The organism is Streptomyces corynorhini (genome assembly GCF_003346515.1).
GTDB lineage: Bacteria > Actinomycetota > Actinomycetes > Streptomycetales > Streptomycetaceae > Streptomyces > Streptomyces corynorhini.
Map to the genome: position 1 here is coordinate 1 of NZ_QQNA01000117.1, position 18,642 is coordinate 18,642.

An 18,642-nucleotide genomic window follows, 5' to 3' on the forward strand; every position below is an offset into this window, starting at 1 on the left:
GGTGCGCGCGCGCACCCACGCGTCGTCGACGCCCCACCCGGCGGGCAGCGCGTCGTTCCGTACCGGTTCCCCCGGCACCCATCCCGCGACGGCCTTCAGGACAGCCGACCGGGCGGGCGGGGACTCCGCCGCCCCCGTCCGCCCGTAGCGCGCCTCTCCACTCGCCAACCCACGTCCCCCATCCCGGTGAACATCACTTCGACCGGATGCCAAACGCCGTTGACCGCTGGTGGGTTACGAGGCCATATGGGGCACCGCCCGCGTCGAGGGCCCGGAGAGCCGCGTCGCGGGCCCGCCGGACCCTGTCGAAGGCCCGGTGGACCGCGTCGCGGGCCCGGTGGGCCGTGGCGAAGGCCCGGTGGGCCGTGGCGAAGGCCCGGTGGGCTCCCAGCCGGGCAGCCGCAGCCGCGCCGCCGAGACACCGAGGCCGGAGGGCGCGGGCGGCAGCCAGCGGGTGATCCCGGCCCGGTCCTCCAGCAGCTCGGCCTCCTTGTAACGCTTGCAGCCGTGGTGCCAGTTGAGGATGCCGGAGAGCCAGTTCTCCAGCTCCTCCACATAGCCGTCCAGCACCGCGCGCGCGTCCGCGTCGAGAGCGAAGTCGTCGTACAGGACAGGCAGTTCGTTGGCGGCGACATGCTGGAACTGGCGCATACGCGACTTCATCAGATCGTCGATGATCCGCAAGGCCGTCGGATAGTCGCAGTTGAAGAAGGACTGCACGACGAGCAGTCCGTTGTGCACCTCGCCCTCGAACTCGATCTCCTTCTGGTACGAGAAGACGTCGTTCAGCAGGCAGGCGTAGTCCTGCGCCGCGTTCTCCAGGGACCGCATCGGGCCCGTCCGGTAGATCTCGGGCGGCACCTGCCTGCCGTGGCCCAGCCGGGACAGGCTCATCGTCATGTCCGAGCCGAAGGTACGCCGGCGCATCTCGATGTAGTCGACCGGATCGGGGATACGATTCTGCGCCTGGTTGTCCAGCTCCCAGAGCCAACTGGCGGTCATGTCCTCGACGGCCGTGCGGAACGTACGCCGCCCCTCCGGCTCCATCGGCCCCGCCGTACGCGCCCACAGGTCGGCCAGCCCCCGCTCAAGGCCGGTGGCCGGCACCGGGGTCGCGTGGACGTCGTCCAGCGGCATGAACAGCGACAGCCGCTCGTTGCACGCCCGCGCGCCCGCCAGGTCGCGCGCGTTTCCGTACACGACCGGGAAGTAGTCGTCCCCGTACGTCCCCCAGGCCAGCCAGTCGGAGGTGAGGTCGAGGCCCTCCTCCGTGGCGTCCGGATGGATACCGGCGGAGCAGAGCGGCAGATCGATCCGGCGCAGCCGCTCCTCGTCCCAGACGTCGGAGCCCGGCATGCCCGGCTGCGCCTCCAGGATGCCCATGCGGTGCGCCCACGCGGCGACATGGTCCCGTGCGTGGTCCAGATGGGGGCTGAGCTTCAGCGCGTACGGCATCTCGAACTCGGGCAGCCGGGAGGGCCCGACCCGCTGGAACGGGATGTGGCTGTGGCTGCGCGCGCGCATCGGCGCGCCCACGCCGATGGACCGCACCAGGTCGGAGGCCGATGTGCCGAGTCCGACGGGCGTCATGGAGAACAGCGCGCCGTCGCCGTCCGCCGCGTCCCCGGCGCCGTTCATATAGCGGCTGGAGCGCATGTGCCACTCGTGGCCGCCGGACTGCCAGTCCTGGAGCCCCTTCACATAGGCGAGGGTGTCGGCGGCGCCCTGGGGGTCGGTGCCCCGGGCGGCGAAGAGGGGGCCCAGCTCCGTCAGCGCGGTGTTCTCGAACTGGTGGATACGGGAGGTGAGCAGGTCGTTGACGGCGTCGGCCGCCTCCTGGGTCGTGCAGCCGAGGAAGGTCTCCAGGACGAGCACGCCGTTGCTCAGCTCGCCCTCCTCCTCGATCTCGCGCTGGTACGAGAAGAGGTCGTTGCGCAGGTGGACGGCGTCCGAGAACGTCTCCTTCAGGACCCGCAGCGGCCTGGAGTCCGCGAGGGCCGCCGGGATCTCGGCACCCGCCGCGTACTCGATGAGCCCGGCCGACCAGGGCGCACCGCCGACCTTGCGGCGCATCTCGATGTACTCGACGGGGTTGGCCACGCGCTCCGCGTTGATGTTGGCCAGTTCCCAGTCGGACTCGTTGAGCAGATTCTCCGTCGACTCCGCGAACCGCTCGCGCCACCCCAGGGACATGCTCGGCACCGTGCGCGCCCAGAGGTCGGCGAGTCCGGCCTCGACCGGATTGGTCGGCTCGGGGAATCCGTCGGACAGGTCCATCGGCATGAAGGCGGCGAGCCGGTCGAGATACGCCTTGCCGCCCTCGCGGTCCTGGGGCTTTTTGTACACCTCAAGGAAGTGGTCGTCGAAGAAGAACACCCACACATACCAGTCGGTGACCAGCGACAACGCCGGTCCGTCGCAGTCGGGATGGGTGTAGGCGCAGAGCAGGGCGTAATCGTGGGCGTCGAGGTCGGACGCCTCCCAGACGCCCGATCCCTCCAGCATTCCCCTGTCCCTGGCCCACCGCTTGGAGTGCTCCCTGGCCTCCTCCAGGTGGGGGTTGAGCCGAGCCGGATAGGCCAGGTAGAAATCCGGCAGTTCGAAGGGTTGCGTCACGGGCGAGCGGCCTTTCCCGAAGGTCCCGGGGATCGTTCCGGAAGTTGTCCTTTGGGCCTCGGTCTACCCCTCGTCCGTGTCCCCCATCCGGACCACACAAAAGTCATATGAAAGGACAGATTGCGCGTGGCTCCCCGCCCGACGGCCGGGGCCGGGTGATTATCGTGCGATGAGCACCACCATCCATCTCGCCCAACAGCCCGAGGCCGACGCCCTGCTCGGCCGCAGCCCGCTCGCCGCGCTCGTCGGCATGCTGCTGGACCAGCAGGTCCCGATGGAGTGGGCCTTCAGCGGCCCCTGGACCCTGGCCGTACGCATGGGACGCGACGATCTGGACGCCCACGAGATCGCCGCCCACGACCCCGACACCTTCGTCGAACTGTTCACGCGCAAGCCCGCCGTACACCGCTATCCGGGCTCCATGGCCAAGCGCGTGCAGCAGCTCTGCCAGTACCTGGTCGAGCACTACGACGGCGACCCCACCGCGATCTGGCGCGACGTCGCCACCGGCGCCGAGGTGCGCGACCGGCTCGGCGAGCTGCCCGGGTTCGGCCGGCAGAAGTCGCAGATCTTCCTGGCGCTGCTCGGCAAGCGCTTCGGGGTACGTCCGGAGGGCTGGCGGAAGGCGGCGGGGCCGTACGGGGACGAGGGCGCGTACCGCTCGGCGGCGGACATCACGGGGCCCGAGTCGCTCGCCAAGGTACGGGCGTTCAAGCAGGAGGCGAAGCGCGCGGCGAAGGCGGCGAAGCCGAAGAAGGACTGAGTACGCGACGGGGCGCACCGGTACCGGCCCGGCCCATGACCGGCCCGGCCCATGACCGATGCGCGCCCTGATCCGGCGATACGTTCCGTGAGCTGTGCCACATGTGTTCACAAGCAACGCCGCGATGGTTAGTTTTCCTGGAACTTCGCTCACATTCGTTCGCATCGAGAGGACCCTTGTGATCGCAACGTCTCGCAGATTCGTGGCAGTTGCCGCCGCGACCGCGCTCGCCGCACCGCTGCTGCTCTCCGCCTCCTCCCCGGCCTCCGCACGCCCGCACGACCCGGCCAGGGACGCGGCGAGGCTCGCGAAGGAGCTGGTACGCGACTCGTCGGCGAAGAGCGCCCACCAGCACCTGAGGGAGTTCCAGGCCATCGCGGAGGCGAGCGACGGCAACCGCGCGGCGGGCACGCCGGGCCACGACCGGAGCGCCTCGTACGTCTACGGCCTCCTCAAGAAGGCCGGTTACCAGGTCTCGTACGAGACCTTCGACATCACGTACATCGAGACGCTCGCAGAGAGGCTCTCGGTCACCTCGCCGACGCCGCGCGACGTCGAGATCTCCGCGATGTCGTACACCAAGTCCACCCCGGAGGGCGGCATCACGGCCGATATCGCCACCGTGCCGGTCGACGCGACGACAGGGTGCGAGGCGGCCGACTACGCCTCCGGCGACTACACGGGCCGGATCGCGCTCATCCAGCGCGGCGGCTGCACCTTCGCCGAGAAGCAGAAGGAGGCGGGCGCGGCGGGCGCGGTCGGCGCCCTCATCTACAACAACGTCCCCGGCCCGCTCGGCGGCACCCTCGGCGACCCGGCGGCCGGCGTCGTACCGACCGGCGCCCTCAGCCAGGAGGACGGGCAGGCGCTCGCGGCCGACGCCGCGAAGGGGCCGGTCACGGTCGACTTCGAGATCCGCCAGTTCCAGGAGCAGCGCCCCACGCGCAACGTGGTCGCGGAGACGAAGGGCGGCAGGTCCGACCGTACGGTCATGCTCGGCGCCCACCTCGACTCCGTCACCGAGGGCCCCGGCATCAACGACAACGGCTCGGGGTCGGCCGGACTGCTCGAAGTCGCCCTCAAGCTCGCCCGGACGCACGAGAAGCCGACGAACAAGGTGCGCTTCGCCTGGTGGTCGGCGGAGGAGCTGGGCCTGCTCGGCGCCGAGGACTACGTCAACGGGCTGAGCGACAAGCAGCGTTCCGACATCGCGTTGTACTTGAACTTCGACATGATCGCGAGCCCCAACTACGCCCAGTTCGTCTACGACGGCGACGGCTCGGACAGCGAGGACGCCGAGCCCGGCCCGGCGGGCTCCGCCCAACTGGAGAAGGACATCAGCGACTTCCTCGGCGGCAAGCGGATCCCGCACGAGGGCACCGCGTTCGACGGCCGCTCCGACTACGGGCCCTTCATCGAGGTCGGCATCCCGGCGGGCGGCACCTTCACCGGAGCCGAGGGCGTCAAGACCGAGGCCCAGGCGAAGCGGTACGGCGGCGAGGCGGGGGTGGCGTACGACAAGTGCTACCACGCGGCCTGTGACGACCTGTCCAACATCAGCATGAAGGCGTTCGACATCAACATCGGCGTCATCGCCAACGCCGTGGGCACCTACGCCCACGACATCAGCACCGTCAAGAAGCCGACCACGGCGCCCAAGAGCCGAAAGGCCGCCGCCACGCCGCACGGCCACGGCCACGGCCACGGCCACGAGCCGAAGGCGTAGCCGCCACTCGCGAGGACGGCTGCCCGGAGAGCCACTCGGGCTCTCCGGGCAGCCGTCGGGTGGTGGTGGTGGCGTCGGCGTCGGCGAGGAACGCGGCGAGGGCGGGCCTCCCCGGCCACCACCCGCCGCAGGGGCCGCCGTCCAGGCCGGAAAAACCACCGGAACGCCGGACCGCCGGAGAATCACCGGGCGGCTGCGGGACGGCTGCGGGACCGCCGCCGGACCGGTGCCGGACCGCTGCCGGACCGCTGCCGGATGAGGGCATTCCGTTTCCGGCTTTTCCGGATCACTCCGTACGCGCCTCACGCACAACGCCCGCTTTCATGCGGAATGCGACGCTTACCCATCGGTACAGTCCGGGGCTCTCCGGCTCCACTGCTGCGGCCGGAGCCGCTCGCCCGGTAGGCTTTCCGTGTGATCTTCAAGCGCATCGGTAACGGGCGGCCGTATCCCGACCACGGCCGGGAATCCACCCGGCAGTGGGCGGATGTCGCGCCCCGCCCGGTCCGCCTCGATCAGTTGGTGACGACGAAGGGTCAGCTGGACCTGGAGACGCTGCTCGCCGAGGACTCCACGTTCTACGGCGACCTCTTCGCCCACGTCGTGAAGTGGCGGGGCGACCTCTATCTGGAGGACGGTCTGCACCGCGCCGTACGCGCCGCGCTCCAGCAGCGCCAGGTGCTGCACGCGCGCGTGCTGGAACTGGACCTGGGCTGAGCCGTCCCCTGGCGCCATAGGGGCAAATCGTCGGTCCGGGCAACCGGACGACTCGAACGGCTACGCCTTTCGGGCCCAATACCGCCCAGGACCACCCAACCGGTTGATCATTTAGTAGGAAACATCACCGGGGCGCATTACGCTGCGGCCATGAGCATGCTGACTCCCCCCGGCATGGGCGGAAAGTACCGCATCACGGGTTCCAAGTACCCGAGGATGCGCCGCCCCCGTAATCGCCGCAGGATCGTGCTCGCGGCTGTCACCGCCGTCGCCGCGCTCGGCCTGGCGGGCTGGGGAACGGCGCAGCTCATCGACGTCTTCTCGGGCGACGGCGGCAAGAGCACGACAGTCGCGGGGCACCGGCCCGGCTGCGAGCCGTCCCCCTCGTCCTCGCCGGTCACCGCCAAGGCGCTGCCCCGGCCCGGCCAGATCACCGTCAACGTCTACAACGCGACGACGCGGGGCGGGCTGGCCAAGACCACCGCCGACGAGCTGGAGAAGCGCGGCTTCGTCATCGGCGAGGTGGGCAACGCGCCGGAGACCTACGACAAGAAGGTCCCGGGCACCGGCATCCTGCTGGGCGCTCCGACGGCCTCGGACAGCGCCCTGACCGTCCTCGGCACCCAGTTGAAGGGGGCCGCGCCGAAGACCGACACCCGTAAGTCCAAGGATGTCGATCTGATCATCGGTACGGCGTTCAAGGCGCTGAACGTACAGAAGGACGCCGATCAGGCACTGGCCGTCCTCAGCGCCCCCGCGAAGCCGTCGGCGGCGTGCGGGGACGACGGGGGCGAGGAGCACGACAAGGAGCCGCGGGACAAGGAACACCGGACGGCCCAGCGCTGACGGCGCGGGGCCGTTCCCGATCGGCCGTTCCCGGCTCCTGTCCGTTCCCGATCGGCCGTCCTCGGTCTGCCGTTCCCGGTCGGCAGTTCCCGGCTCCTGTCCGGGCGGACAGGACCTAGTCGACTAGTCGACCGTCCCGTACATACGGTCCCCGGCGTCACCCAGCCCCGGGACGATGTAGCCGTTCTCGTTGAGCCGCTCGTCCACAGCCGCCGTGACGACGGTCACCGGAGTGCCGGCCAGCTCACGCTCCATCACCTCGACGCCCTCGGGCGCGGCAAGCAGCACGACGGCGGTGACGTCGTCCGCGCCGCGCTTGATCAGCTCGCGGATCGCCGCGACCAGCGTGCCGCCGGTCGCCAGCATGGGGTCGAGTACGTACACCTGACGTCCCGAGAGGTCCTCGGGCATCCGGGTGGCGTACGTGGACGCCTGGAGGGTCTCCTCGTTACGGATCATCCCCAGGAAGCCCACCTCGGCGGTGGGCAGCAGCCGCACCATGCCGTCCAGCATGCCCAGACCGGCCCGCAGGATCGGGACGACCAGCGGACGCGGGTGGGAGAGCTTCACCCCCGTCGTACCCTGCACAGGGGTCTGGATGTCGACCTGTTCGGTCCTTACGTCCCGGGTGGCCTCGTACGCGAGCAGGGTGACCAGCTCGTCGGCGAGGCGCCGGAAGGTCGGGGAGTCGGTGCGCCGATCGCGCAGCGTGGTGAGTTTGTGCGCCACCAGCGGGTGGTCGACGACATGAATCCGCATGGCGTCCACAGTAACCGGGGGCCATGGCTGTACGCGCTGCCACCAGCCGTTCATGCGCCGGTCGGCATCAGGACCGGATGTCGGGGGAAGGTGGTGGGGGAGTCTCCTGGAGTGATGAGGCGTCGATGAAGGACGTGAACAAGCGGACACGGGGCCTGGGCCGGGGACGACCCCGTGGACAGGATGGCCCCCCGGAGCCGAAGCCGAAGCCGGAGTCGGAGTCGGAGCCGGAGCCGGAGCCGACGGCCGTCCCGCCGCCCGAGGCCGCCCAGAAAGCGGGCGCGGGCACGGAGCCGGAAGCGGGCCCGGCGGGCGGGCTCGGCCCGGAGAGCGAGACCGGCCCGGAGAGCGAGGCGGCGCGCCGACGGCGGCGCGCGCAGTTCCTGCGGGAGCTGCACGAGGCCAAGGCGCTGCGCGAGCGGGTGAAACCGCGCCGCGCCCGCGCCGCGCGGATGCGCCAGCAGATGCGGATGCGTACGTTCCGCTGGTGACCGGCCCACCGGCCCACCGGCCCACGGCCCACCGGCAACAGGGGCATCGGAGGCATGCCGCGACGAGGGGCCGAACAGGGGCCTAATAAAATGCCCTGCCGACGCAACGGCGGAAGACCTCTCGCGAAGCGCTCGTTTCTGCCACGATGCCGATTGGGCGGGGCGGAGCACCGTCCCGTACTCGCGGAATCGTCACATCACATCTCTACATCTCTGAATCGTCACACCTCTGACCAGTGGGAGAGTCACGGTGTACTTCGCCGCACTGCTCGCGCGCACCGAAGACGGATGGGAAGCGAGCGATACAGATCTCGACGACGTGGAGACCTTGTCGGACCTGACCGACCTGGCCCGCGAAGCCTCGGTGGACGAGGAAACGGTTCTCGTCTTCATCGAGCAGGAGGACTCCTGGTTCGGCATCCTCCGTGTGGAGGGTGAGGAGGACCCCCGGATCTACGTCTCCGACGCGGCCTCGGCCGCCCGCTCCTCGTACGGGGAGATCCTCATTGACGAACTGCTCGGCGGGGACGACGACGACCCGGCCGACGACCTCGACGCGCTGGACCTCGACGGTACGGAGGACGGCGAACCGGACGAGCGAGACGAGACCTATGACGACAGCGGCCCCGACAGCGGCCTGACCGACGGCGAGACCGTGCCCTCGGGCCCCGTAGGCGACCGCGCCATCCTCACCGATCTCGGACTGTCCGAGACGGACCTGCTGGCCCTGGAGTCCGACGCGATGGCAGAGATCGCGGACGCTCTGGGCGCCGCCGAGGTGCTGGAGACCGTCCGCTAGGGTCCGTCCGTCCGTCCGGATCGGGCCGGGCCCGCCGTCGAGGCGCCGCGCCGCACTTCGCGTCGCACTTCGCCGTCGCACTTCGCGGCGGGCGTCACCCGCATCCGGCCCGATCCGAACGAAAGGCCCCCGTGACGCCCCCGCACGCCTCCGCGCCCGCGCCCGACCCGGTACGTGAACCATGGCGGGCGGCCATGCGCCTCGCCCTCGACCAGGCCGCCCTGGCGGGCGGCACGGGCGACGTACCGGTGGGCGCCGTCCTGCTGTCCGCGCACGGCGAGGTGCTGGCCTCGGCCCACAACGAACGCGAGGCCACCGGCGACCCCACCGCCCACGCCGAGGTCCTCGCCATCCGCCGCGCCGCGCGGGAACTGGGCGAATGGCGCCTCACGGGCTGCACCCTGGTGGTGACGCTGGAACCCTGCACGATGTGCGCGGGCGCGCTCGTCCAGTCCCGCGTGGACCGCGTGGTCTTCGGCGCCCTGGACGAGAAGGCCGGCGCGACCGGCTCGCTCTGGGACGTCGTACGCGACCGCCGCCTCAACCACCGCCCCGAGGTGATCCACGGCGTCCTGGCCGAGGAGTGCGCGGCCCTCCTGACCACCTTCTTCCGCGACCGCTGACCACCACCCCGCCCCACCCGCGCGAGGCCCACGCGACGCCCGCCGGATACCGATTTCAAACCACGGCCCACCTTGGGCTAAGCTCTCTCTCGGTAGCGTGTCCGAGCGGCCGAAGGAGCTCGCCTCGAAAGCGAGTGTGGCGTAACCCGTCACCGTGGGTTCAAATCCCACCGCTACCGCTCTCACACCCTCCTGGTACGCGGAAACGCGAGCGGGAGGGTGTTTTGTGTGCGGTCGCGCGGAACGGAACCAGAAGCGAACAGGCGCCCAACTGCCCCTCGCGGGAGGCACGTTGCGCCTTCCGGTTCCTGCGGAGGGATCCGCCACCTACGGCCGCCGGGAAGGGATCCCGCAGCCCGACCACGCCGCCGGCCCGCCGGCCCGCTGTCCGGACGCGCCCGAGACGCAACGTCCGCGAGGGCACCTCGTCCCGGCGTCACCTGAGCCAGATCACCAGAGCCCAAATCCGTTGAGTTCAGTAGAGTGACGGGACGGCCCTTATCGCTGGCGCCGCCATATGTGGGGGATCGACCACGTTGTTCTTTCTGGCCGCTTGCCGACGGGGCTCGGATCGACGTCTCAGGCCGATCCCACTAAATGAATTCGAGGCTGCGCGCAGATAAAAACCCAGGTCAGCAAGTGTCGTCCCCGCGCATGCGGGGGTGTTCCGGCCCCCGACGGGGGGCGGGGGCCTTCAGTCTGGTCGTCCCCGCGCATGCGGGGGTGTTCCGGAGCGGTCCGGCCGGGGCGCCCGGCCGAAGTAGTCGTCCCCGCGCATGCGGGGGTGTTCCGGGGCTGGCCGTGGGCGTCACACCCGGCGGTCCGTCGTCCCCGCGCATGCGGGGGTGTTCCCCGTCGCTGACGACCCCGGCCCATCATCGGGCCGTCGTCCCCGCGCATGCGGGGGTGTTCCGATCAGGACGCTGCCGGGCGGCCGGCAGGTGGAGTCGTCCCCGCGCATGCGGGGGTGTTCCCCGCCGATCTCTCGGCGGCGGAGCCACTATGGCGTCGTCCCCGCGCATGCGGGGGTGTTCCCCGCCGATCTCTCGGCGGCGGAGCCACTATGGCGTCGTCCCCGCATGCGGGGGTGTTCCGAGGTCGCGCGCCAGCGCCGGGGAGAGGTCCGGGTCGTCCCCGCGCATGCGGGGGTGTTCCCTGGTCCATGGTGTACATGCAGGACCAGGTGGCGTCGTCCCCGCGCATGCGGGGGTGTTCCGCCATCCGATGGTGCAGGAGATCGCGCCGACCGGTCGTCCCCGCGCATGCGGGGGTGTTCCCGCGGTGATGGCCCTCAACCCGATCACCCTGATGTGGTCCCCGCGCATGCGGGGGTGTTCCCTTGTTCCGGGGGAAGTGCCGCAGCGTGTTCGTGTGGTCCCCGCGCATGCGGGGGTGTTCCCGGCCGGTCCGGCGGATCTCCCGCAGGATCGCCGTCGTCCCCGCGCATGCGGGGGTGTTCCCGGGCTCCGGTCCGGCCGTACGGGATGGGTCGCGTCGTCCCCGCGCATGCGGGGGTGTTCCAGGCCGCCGGGGAGTCCTGGGGCGGGGGCTCCCCTGCTCGAACGGAGTCGGGAGCTTGTCGAGCGGCTTGGGGAAGCAGTTGCCCAGGCTTGCGACCGGCGCGGCCAGCGTGTGTGCTGGACGATGCGACCGGGCAGAGCTTGCTTGCCGGGAGAGGCACTAGGCTCCGATTCCAGGTCTTGGGTGTGAGAGGGGCCGTGACGAAGGCGGGGAACCGGACGTGATGACGAGGAAAGCGGTTCTGCCCACGGGAGCGTCTGCCGGAACGGTCGCGGGGGCGCGCGACGCCGTACCCGCCGGACCGCCCGCGGGTGAGCTGCCCAACGCCGTGTTCGATCCTGCCCGGCTGGCGGCGGTGGCCGCGTCCGGGCTCCTGGACACCGCTCCCGAGGGCACCTTCGACGATCTCGCGCAGCTCGCGCTGGCGATCACCGGCGCGCAGAAGGCGTTCTTCACCGTGGCCGACGGGCGTCGTTCGTTCTGGAAGACCGCCCTCGGCATCGAGCCGGGCGGCGCGCGCGAGAACGACATCCGCGACAGCCCCTGCCACGTCCTCATCGGCACCGGGAAAGAGCTGATCGCCGAGGACGCGGCCGCCGACCCGCGCGTCCGGGACCTCGCCGCGGTCGACGCTCTGGGCATCGGGGCCTGGGCCGGTTTCCCGGTGGTCTCGCCCGACGGGCACGTGCTCGGCGGGTTCTGCGTGGTGGACAAGGACGCGCGTCCCTTCACCGCCGAACAGTCCCACGCGCTGCGGACCCTGGCCAGGTCGGTCTCCTCCGAGATCGCGCTGCGGCAGGCGCTGCGGCAGGCTCGCGCCTCCGGGGACGCCTCGGCGGCGCTGGCCCGTACCCTCCAGGACAGCCTGCTGCCGCCCCGGCTGCCGAACGCGCCGGGGCTCGACGTGGCCGCCGTACACCTGCCCGCCGACTCCTCGGAAGCGGCCGGGACCGAGGTGGTCGGGGACTTCTACGATCTCTTCCGCACCCGGGGCGAGAGCTGGTGCGCGGTGATGGGCGACGTCTGCGGCAAGGGCATCGACGCCGCGAAGGTCACCGCGCTGGCCCGGTACACGCTGCGCGCCGAGGCCACCCAGCACACCGGACCGGCCACCGTTCTGCACCGGCTGCACGAGGCGGTCGCCGGGCAGCGGGTCAGCGAGCGGTTCCTGACCGTCGCCCTGGCCGTGTTCGGCCCGGACGAGGACGGGGACGGCGTCACCGGCCGCTACGCCAGCGCCGGCCACCCACCGGCGCTCGTCCGCCGCGCGGACGGCACCGTCGAGGAGCTGGACGCTACCGGGATGCTGCTCAGCCCGCTGCTGCCGCCCACCCGGGACCACTTGGCGGACACCGCCTTCCACCTGCGCCCCGGTGACGCGCTGCTCCTCTACACCGACGGCATCACCGAGGCCCGCGACGGCCGGGGCCCGCTGTTCGGCGAGGACCGCCTCGCCGAGGCCCTGGCCGCCACCCACGGCGCCGACGCCGCCACCACACTCGCCGCCCTGTGGGGGCGGGCCTCGGAACACTCCGGCGGGCAGGCCGCCGACGACACCGCCCTGATGCTCCTGCGCGTCGCCCCGCTGTCCTGACCAGTCCCGCTGTCCTGATCAGTCCCGCTGTCAGGACAGTCCCGCTGTCCTGGCCAGCCTCGCTGTCCTGACCAGTCCCACCTGCCCGGTCCGATCGGCCCTCCCGCGTCGGTCAGTCGGCCACCGGCAGCACGGCCGCTATCGCGTTGCGTTCCTTGCGGCCCGCCAGCGGGAAGAGGATCTTCAGGCCCTGCTCCTGGTCCGGCGACGAGACGACGAAGGACGAGTTGAGCACGCGCTCCTTGATCTCCGTACGGACCAGACCCGCGCGCGGAATCGTCATCAGGTGCTCCTCCGGCCTGGCGAACGTCGGGTTCGCGCGGAAGACGAAGATGCGGCGGTCGGTCATCGCCAGGTACATGGGGGTCGGCACCGGGATCACGGCCATGGCACCCCCGCTCACGAGCGCCGAGGCCGCGGCGAAGACGGCCGTTCCGCGTACGGAGACGGAACTCAGGTTCACGATGCTCGTCACCGCCACCGCCTCCCCGGGTTCGAGCATGGGGTCGACCGCGGCCAACAACAGACGGCGGCGCTTTGCGTTCACGGCTGATACTCCTGTGACGTCGAGGTGAACCGAACGGCACGTCCCCGTAAGGCATTCGACTTCCCGGACCATCGCGGCGACGGCCCGCCACCCCGCCGTACCGACGCGGGCCGGACCACCTCGCGAGGCCCGGCCGGCGTGAGTCGTCGGCATACCTTGCCACACGCACGCGCGCACCCACCCCGGGTATCCGGATCCGGGCGGGGACCCTGGCAAGCGCGGCGCTCCGCCACTTGGCCCTTCCCGCGCGCGGTCCGCCCGCCGACCGTGTCGACTGAACAGATGCCGCTCCACGGAGCCGATCGTCCAGCGGCGCGAGCGAAGAGAGCGCCAGCGCAGACGGGCGGAAGGGCGGAAGGGCGGAAGGACCGAAAAGACGGGAAGGACGGAAAGGAGCCGTCGGGTGAGAGAGCACAGCGGAATCGCGGCGAACCGGATCACCCGCCTCGTCGGGGCGCTGCTGTGCCTGGGCGTGGCCGCGATCCACGTCACGGACCAGGGCGGTATCCCCGGCTCCCAGTCGCCGCAGTACATCGCCTGCCTGTACTGGGCGCTGGAGATCGTCGCCGTCCTCACCGCGCTGCTGCTCCTGGCCGGTGTCATCCGACCCGGCTGGTTCCTCGCGATGGGCGTGGCCGCCGGGCCCATCCTCGGATATGTCCTCACGCGCGGCCCCGGGCTGCCCGACGACCACGGCGACGTGGGCAACTGGACGTACCCCCTGGGACTGGTCAGCCTCGCCTTCGAAGGCGCCCTGCTCATCCTCGCGGCGACCTGCTTCCTGGCCGCCACCCGGCGCGGACCCCGGCGCGGACCCCGGCGCGGACCCCGGCGCGGACCGCCGCGCGGAGGACCCCGGCGCGGACCCCGGCACGCCGCGGCACGTCTGCGGTGATACGTGGCGGCACCGCCGCGTCAGGACGTACGGCCGTACCAGTCCAGGCAGACGATCATGGCGTCGTCGTCCGCCTGGGACGGCCCCCGGTGGCCCGCCAGTTCTTCGAGGATCGTGCGCGGTACCTGCGAGGGCGGCAGGAGCCGCGTGTCGCGCAGGGCGCGGGTGAGCGCGCGCTCCCGGTAGCGCTCGCCGCCCGGCGAGGCGACGTCGTAGACACCGTCGCTGATGAACAGCAGACGGTCGCCGGGCCGGACGTCGAAGGGCTCCACCGTGTAGACGGTGTCCTCGAACATGCCGAGCGGGAGCTGTGCCTCGGGCTCGACCGGTTCGACCGTACCCGCGCGCAGCCGCCAGATCTTGGGCGAGCCCGCGTCGATGATCTCCACCTGGCCGGTGGCCAGATGGAACCGCAGCAGGATCGTCGACAGGTGCGCCGCGCCCTCGTAATGCCCGTACAGCGCCTGGTCGGCGAGGCTGGCCTGGCCGACCAGGTCGAGTCCGGCCCGGCGGGCGTTGCGCAGGGCGTTGACGGCGAGGTTGGTGAGGAGGGCCGCCTCGATGCCCTCCCCCATACCGTTGGTGACGGTCAGGGTGAGGTGGTCGGCGGAGGCGGACCAGTCGAAGTTGTCGCCGTGGATGGCGTAGGCGGGCTCCAACTGCCCGCCGAGCGAGTACTCGGACCGGGAGCAGGCCCTTCCGGGCAGGAGCTGCCACTGCATCTCGGCGGCGAGAGTGAGGCGGTCCGCGCGCCGCGCCTGAAGGTAGACGTCGGTGTCGCGTTCGGCGACGAGGATCTCCCGGCCGAGGATGTCGGCGATCTCCGCCAGCTCGTCGAGGACCGGCGGGCGGTACCGGTCGGCGGGGAGCGTGACGGAGAGCACGCCCAGCCGGTCCCCGCGCACGGAGACGGGCAGGTACGCGGTCACACCGGCCGGTCCTTCGCCGGTGACGACGTGCGGCCGCTGCGCGCCGAAGGCCCGGCCCGGGGCGCTGGTGTGCACGGAGAGGGGCTGTGCGGTGTATGGAAGGACGTCGACCGGCTGGAGTATGGTCATGGCGTAGTCGGCCATCAGCAGATTGACGGCGCTCGCGGCGAAATGTTCCGTAAGTGCTGTACGGACGGATCCGAGGAGTTCGTGCGGGGCCGCGCCGCGCATGGCGCGCTCCACGGCCGCGTATCTGTCCGTCACCGTCACGTTACGACCGCTTTCTCGGGGAAGTGGAACAAGGGGGCGCCGTCCGGACCATCCGGGCCGCCAAGGCCATTCGGAGTGTCACGGTATGGGTGCGGATATCTCTGCCTCGCTCAGAGAATCTCACGAGGCCGCGCAGGCGGCGCGTGAGGTCATCGAGTTGCTGGAAGTGCTGTGGGAGCGGGGACGCGACGCCGTCTCGCCCGCCCCCGTCTCGACGTCCCAGCTGCGCGTTCTGTACGTGCTGGAGCGGGGCGACGGCATCAACCTGCGCACGCTCGGTACGGCGCTGGGCGCGGCGCCCTCCTCGGCCAGCCGACTCTGCGACCGGCTCCAGGCGCTGGGCTTCATCGAGCGGGCGCCGAGCGAAGTGAACCGCAGGGAGCGGCAGTTGCGGCTGACCAGCCGGGGCGAGTCCTACCTGCTCGATCTGCGGGTGCGCCGCGAGGAGGCCCTGCTGTCGGCCATCGCGACCCTGCCGCAGGCGACGCGGCGGGCGCTGACGGAAGGGCTGACCGGATTCCGGGGGGCGGTGGACGCCGCCTCGCCGATGCCCGGCCCGACGCGACTGGACGACACCGCGCGCCCCGCCTGACATTCCGGGCGCCCCGCCTGACATTCCGGGCGCCCCGCCTGACGTCCCGGGCGGGCGGACGGGCGGACGACGGCACGACCCGCCGGAGGACCCGCAGGAGGACCCGCCCGCCCCGGACTGTCGGACGTCGGCCCGGACGGCTTGACGTCGGCCCGGACTGTCGGACGTCGGCCCGGACTGTCGGACCTCGACCCGGACTGTCGGACCTCGCCTTGGACGGCTGAACGTCGCCTTGGACCTCCCCTTGGACCTCCCCTACGGGGCCACCCGCCGAGGGGGCCCTGTCCGTATCGGCACTTCTCGTGCTTGACTGCGGTCGATAACATTTGTCGGACGACAACAAAGCGGGTGTGTCGGAGAGCCGCTGACGGCGCGATCCATCCGCCGGCGCGTTTCCTGCGCCCGCGTCACCGAGTACGGAAGGACAGCGGCTTGAGTACTACCGAAGCCGAAGCCGAGGCCGAAGCCGCCACCAGTACCGCCACCGCCACCGCCACCAGTACCAGTACCGCCACCGCCACCGGTACCGCCACCGAAGCGGACATCGGCGCCGAGGCGGTGGCACGGGAGCGTGTCGCCGGAGCCCTGCGTACGGACGCGGACGTCATCGCCGACCGCTGGGTGCAGCTCCAGCTGGCACAGCCCACCTGGGACGGCGCGGTCCGCGAGACCGAGCTGCGCGAGGAGGCCGACGCCCTGGTCGGCGCGCTGGCGTCGGCGCTCGACAGCGGTATGCCGGTGCGGCACGCGGTCGGCGGACACCGCGAACTGCACCGGGCGGTGACGGAACTCTCCCTGCGCCGGGCCCGCGAGGGGGTGAGCCCCACCGCGACCTCGCTGGCGGTGCTGGCGCTGAAGGAGGCGCTGCTGGAGGCCGTACGGCGCGGACCGGGCGACCACAGCGAGCTGTTCGGCTCCGCCCTGCTGGTCAACCAGCTGCTGGACAGCGCGGGCGCGCTCTCGTTCGAGACCTATGTGGAAGGCCGGGAGGAGATCATCCGTCGGCAGAGCAGGCAGCTGCTGGAGGTCTCCACCCCGGTGGTCCGGCTGTGGCGTCATGTGCTGGCGGTCCCGCTCATCGGGACCCTGGACACGGCACGTACCCAGGTCGTCATGGAGAACCTGCTCCAGGCCATCCAGGAGCACGAGGCGCAGGTCGCGATCATCGACATCACGGGCGTCCCGACCGTGGACACGGCGGTCGCGCAGCATCTGATGCAGACCGTCAACGCGGTGCGGCTGATGGGCGCCGACTGTCTCATCAGCGGGATCCGGCCGTCGATCGCCCAGACGATAGCCCAGCTGGGGATCGACCTGTCGACCATCCTGACCCGGGCGACGCTGGCCGACGCGCTGGACGCAGCGGTCCGGCTGACCGCCGCTTCCTCCGGTGCCGCCGACGGCTCCGGCGTCTCCGTCGGTTCGGGGGGCTCCCTCGGCACGGTACGGCCCGGCGGCCCGCTGGCGGATCTGTGAACGGCGCCTCCCCGGCCGGTGTGCCGATCCTGCGCCTGGGGGACGTCCTGGTCACCGGACTCCTCAACGAACTCGACGACAAGTCCGCCGTGGCGTTCAGCGAGGAGCTGACCGCGCGCATCACCCGCGACGGGGCGCGCGGCGTGCTGATCGACATCTCGCGACTGGAGATCATCGACTCCTTCGTGGCCCGCACCCTCATGGAACTCACCACCATGGCGCGACTGCTGGGAGCCCGCGTGATCGTGTCAGGCATGCGTCCCCCCGTCGCCATCACCCTGGTCGAACTGGGGCTCCAGCTCACCGGGGTGGAGACCGCGCTCAACGCCGAGCGCGGCATGGCCGCTCTCGGCTGGCGCCAGAACTCACCCCCTCCGGAAGGGGCACTTGCGTGACACGCACCGGGGAAGCCGGCACCACCACCCTCCTCCCGACGGACAGCCGCGGCGGCCGTGCTCCGTTCCCTTCCCCGGCCCCGGCACCGGCACCGGCCCCCGCACAAGACCCGGCACCGGCACCGGCACAAGACCCGGCACCGGCACAGGCCCCGGCAGCCGCCGCCCGAGCCGCCCGAGCGGCCGAAGCCACCGAAGCAGCCGGTGCGGGAGGTGCGGGAGGTGCGGCTGACGCGACCGACGCGACCGACGCGACCGACGCGGCCGACGCCCGCGTGCACGATGTCCGCACCGAGGAGGATCTGCTGACGATCCGGCACGCCGTACGCGCGGCCACTCTCCGCGAGGGCTTCAGCATCGTCGACCAGACCCGCGTGGTCACCGCCGCCAGCGAACTCGCCCGCAACGCCTACATTCACGGCGGGGGCGGCACTCTCACCGTCGAGAGCCTGACCCGCCCCGGCGGCGGAATCCGGCTGACCATACGGGACGAGGGCCCCGGCATCGCCGATGTCGAGGCGGCCCTGACCGACGGCTTCACCACGGGCGCGGGGCTGGGCCACGGACTCGGCGGCGCGCGGCGGCTGATGGACGAGTTCGAGATCCGTACGGCCGTGGGCCGGGGCACCACCGTCACCGTCACGCGCCGGGCGGGCCGTTGACCACTCCGCCCGTCACCCGGTCGACCGCGCACATCCGCATCGACCACTACAGCGCCGTCCATCTCGCCGCCGAGACGGCCCGGTCGGTCGCGCGCGCGTGCCTGCTGCCCGGATCGATGCCCGACCAGGCCGCGGTCGTCGCCTCGGAGCTGGCCAGCAACCTCGCCAAACACGCCACCAACGGCGCCCTCTTCCTGCATCCCCTGCCCCTCGGCGCGGGAGTGGAGATCCTCGCCGCCGACCGGGGCCCCGGCATCCTCGACCTGGGCCGGTCGCTGACCGACGGCTACACGACGACCAACACCCTCGGCACCGGCCTCGGCGCGGTCCGGCGCATCTCCACGTCGTTCACCATCCGCAGCGGAACCGGCGTCGGCACCCTCGTCTGCGCCCGGCTCGCCGCGCCGAGGCCGGTGCCGAG

18 protein-coding genes, 1 tRNA gene and 2 CRISPR repeat arrays are annotated in these 18,642 nt (G+C 71.5%); of the genes, 15 read left to right on the forward strand and 4 right to left on the reverse strand.

Annotated elements, in window-relative coordinates:
* Window positions 1-234 precede the first annotated feature (234 nt).
* Window positions 235-2,616, reverse strand: a complete 2,382-nt coding sequence (locus DVH02_RS16020; RefSeq protein WP_233518258.1) for a terpene synthase family protein — start codon at window positions 2,614-2,616, stop codon at window positions 235-237.
* A gap of 169 nt (window positions 2,617-2,785) precedes the next feature.
* Here DVH02_RS16020 and DVH02_RS16025 point away from each other — a divergent pair, with 169 nt between their 5' ends.
* The 4 genes from DVH02_RS16025 to DVH02_RS16040 all read left to right on the forward strand — a co-directional run bounded on the left by DVH02_RS16025 (window position 2,786) and on the right by DVH02_RS16040 (window position 6,668).
* Window positions 2,786-3,379: an HhH-GPD-type base excision DNA repair protein gene (locus DVH02_RS16025; RefSeq protein ID WP_114624507.1), complete on the forward strand. Its 594-nt coding sequence runs from the start codon at window positions 2,786-2,788 to the stop codon at window positions 3,377-3,379.
* Between the two features lie 202 nt (window positions 3,380-3,581).
* On the forward strand, window positions 3,582-5,105 hold the full coding sequence (locus DVH02_RS16030) for a M28 family metallopeptidase (protein ID WP_114624508.1): 1,524 nt from the start codon (window positions 3,582-3,584) through the stop codon (window positions 5,103-5,105).
* Window positions 5,106-5,519: 414 nt separating this feature from the next.
* Entirely contained in the window at window positions 5,520-5,822 is a 303-nt protein-coding gene (locus DVH02_RS16035) for a type II toxin-antitoxin system VapB family antitoxin (protein WP_114624509.1), read from the forward strand.
* 150 nt (window positions 5,823-5,972) lie between these two features.
* Window positions 5,973-6,668, forward strand: a complete 696-nt coding sequence (locus tag DVH02_RS16040) for a LytR C-terminal domain-containing protein (RefSeq protein WP_114624510.1) — start codon at window positions 5,973-5,975, stop codon at window positions 6,666-6,668.
* A gap of 123 nt (window positions 6,669-6,791) precedes the next feature.
* Here DVH02_RS16040 and upp read toward each other — a convergent pair whose 3' ends face one another.
* A complete protein-coding gene (upp, locus tag DVH02_RS16045) occupies window positions 6,792-7,427 on the reverse strand; it encodes a uracil phosphoribosyltransferase (RefSeq protein ID WP_114624518.1) in 636 nt (211 codons plus the stop codon).
* A 155-nt stretch (window positions 7,428-7,582) separates the two neighbouring features.
* On the opposite strand from upp, the gene DVH02_RS16050 reads away from it, so the two are divergent.
* The 5 genes from DVH02_RS16050 (at window position 7,583) to DVH02_RS16070 (ending at window position 12,455) form a co-directional block, all read left to right on the forward strand.
* The gene (locus DVH02_RS16050) at window positions 7,583-7,918 is read left to right on the forward strand and encodes a hypothetical protein (protein WP_407697632.1); all 336 of its coding nucleotides are present in this window, start codon (window positions 7,583-7,585) and stop codon (window positions 7,916-7,918) included.
* A 250-nt stretch (window positions 7,919-8,168) separates the two neighbouring features.
* Window positions 8,169-8,717, forward strand: coding sequence for a tRNA adenosine deaminase-associated protein (locus DVH02_RS16055; RefSeq protein WP_114624512.1), 549 nt, complete (start codon window positions 8,169-8,171; stop codon window positions 8,715-8,717).
* Between the two features lie 194 nt (window positions 8,718-8,911).
* Window positions 8,912-9,340 (forward strand): tRNA adenosine(34) deaminase TadA, encoded by a 429-nt coding sequence (tadA, locus tag DVH02_RS16060; RefSeq protein ID WP_114624519.1) that lies wholly within the window; start codon window positions 8,912-8,914, stop codon window positions 9,338-9,340.
* A gap of 91 nt (window positions 9,341-9,431) precedes the next feature.
* Window positions 9,432-9,519, forward strand: a tRNA-Ser gene (locus DVH02_RS16065).
* Between the two features lie 462 nt (window positions 9,520-9,981).
* Window positions 9,982-10,376: direct repeats of the CRISPR family, unit length 28 nt; unit sequence GTCGTCCCCGCGCATGCGGGGGTGTTCC.
* Window positions 10,377-10,467: 91 nt separating this feature from the next.
* Window positions 10,468-10,861: direct repeats of the CRISPR family, unit length 28 nt; unit sequence GTCGTCCCCGCGCATGCGGGGGTGTTCC.
* Window positions 10,862-11,084: 223 nt separating this feature from the next.
* Window positions 11,085-12,455, forward strand: coding sequence for a PP2C family protein-serine/threonine phosphatase (locus tag DVH02_RS16070; protein ID WP_114624513.1), 1,371 nt, complete (start codon window positions 11,085-11,087; stop codon window positions 12,453-12,455).
* Between the two features lie 112 nt (window positions 12,456-12,567).
* Here DVH02_RS16070 and DVH02_RS16075 read toward each other — a convergent pair whose 3' ends face one another.
* Window positions 12,568-13,002: a hypothetical protein gene (locus tag DVH02_RS16075; protein ID WP_114624514.1), complete on the reverse strand. Its 435-nt coding sequence runs from the start codon at window positions 13,000-13,002 to the stop codon at window positions 12,568-12,570.
* Between the two features lie 403 nt (window positions 13,003-13,405).
* Between DVH02_RS16075 and DVH02_RS16080 the strand changes: the two genes are divergently transcribed.
* Window positions 13,406-13,897: a hypothetical protein gene (locus DVH02_RS16080; protein WP_233518259.1), complete on the forward strand. Its 492-nt coding sequence runs from the start codon at window positions 13,406-13,408 to the stop codon at window positions 13,895-13,897.
* Between the two features lie 20 nt (window positions 13,898-13,917).
* Here the strand turns inward: DVH02_RS16080 and DVH02_RS16085 are convergent, their stop codons facing one another.
* Window positions 13,918-15,057, reverse strand: coding sequence for a PP2C family protein-serine/threonine phosphatase (locus tag DVH02_RS16085; protein ID WP_114624520.1), 1,140 nt, complete (start codon window positions 15,055-15,057; stop codon window positions 13,918-13,920).
* Between the two features lie 124 nt (window positions 15,058-15,181).
* Between DVH02_RS16085 and DVH02_RS16090 the strand changes: the two genes are divergently transcribed.
* From DVH02_RS16090 to DVH02_RS16120, 5 genes are all read left to right on the forward strand, one after another.
* Entirely contained in the window at window positions 15,182-15,688 is a 507-nt protein-coding gene (locus DVH02_RS16090) for a MarR family winged helix-turn-helix transcriptional regulator (protein WP_114624515.1), read from the forward strand.
* Window positions 15,689-16,231: 543 nt separating this feature from the next.
* Complete coding sequence (locus DVH02_RS16100) at window positions 16,232-17,164, forward strand: STAS domain-containing protein (protein ID WP_114624521.1); 933 nt, start codon at window positions 16,232-16,234, stop codon at window positions 17,162-17,164.
* Between the two features lie 20 nt (window positions 17,165-17,184).
* The gene (locus tag DVH02_RS16105) at window positions 17,185-17,559 is read left to right on the forward strand and encodes an STAS domain-containing protein (protein ID WP_407697631.1); all 375 of its coding nucleotides are present in this window, start codon (window positions 17,185-17,187) and stop codon (window positions 17,557-17,559) included.
* Window positions 17,560-17,834: 275 nt separating this feature from the next.
* Window positions 17,835-18,221: an ATP-binding protein gene (locus tag DVH02_RS16115; protein ID WP_114624517.1), complete on the forward strand. Its 387-nt coding sequence runs from the start codon at window positions 17,835-17,837 to the stop codon at window positions 18,219-18,221.
* A partial coding sequence (locus DVH02_RS16120) for an ATP-binding protein (protein WP_147286066.1) occupies window positions 18,218-18,642 on the forward strand: 425 nt, incomplete at its 3' end. The genes DVH02_RS16115 and DVH02_RS16120, both read left to right, overlap by 4 nt.

Coding starts and splice junctions, on each gene's coding strand:
- DVH02_RS16040 (WP_114624510.1), top strand. CDS start 5,973: ATGAGCATGCTGACTCCCCCCGGCATGGGCGGAAAGTACCGCATCACG.
- DVH02_RS16085 (WP_114624520.1), bottom strand. CDS start 15,057: ATGCGCGGCGCGGCCCCGCACGAACTCCTCGGATCCGTCCGTACAGCA.
- DVH02_RS16070 (WP_114624513.1), top strand. CDS start 11,085: ATGACGAGGAAAGCGGTTCTGCCCACGGGAGCGTCTGCCGGAACGGTC.
- DVH02_RS16090 (WP_114624515.1), top strand. CDS start 15,182: ATGGGTGCGGATATCTCTGCCTCGCTCAGAGAATCTCACGAGGCCGCG.
- DVH02_RS16025 (WP_114624507.1), top strand. CDS start 2,786: ATGAGCACCACCATCCATCTCGCCCAACAGCCCGAGGCCGACGCCCTG.
- upp (WP_114624518.1), bottom strand. CDS start 7,427: ATGCGGATTCATGTCGTCGACCACCCGCTGGTGGCGCACAAACTCACC.
- tadA (WP_114624519.1), top strand. CDS start 8,912: ATGCGCCTCGCCCTCGACCAGGCCGCCCTGGCGGGCGGCACGGGCGAC.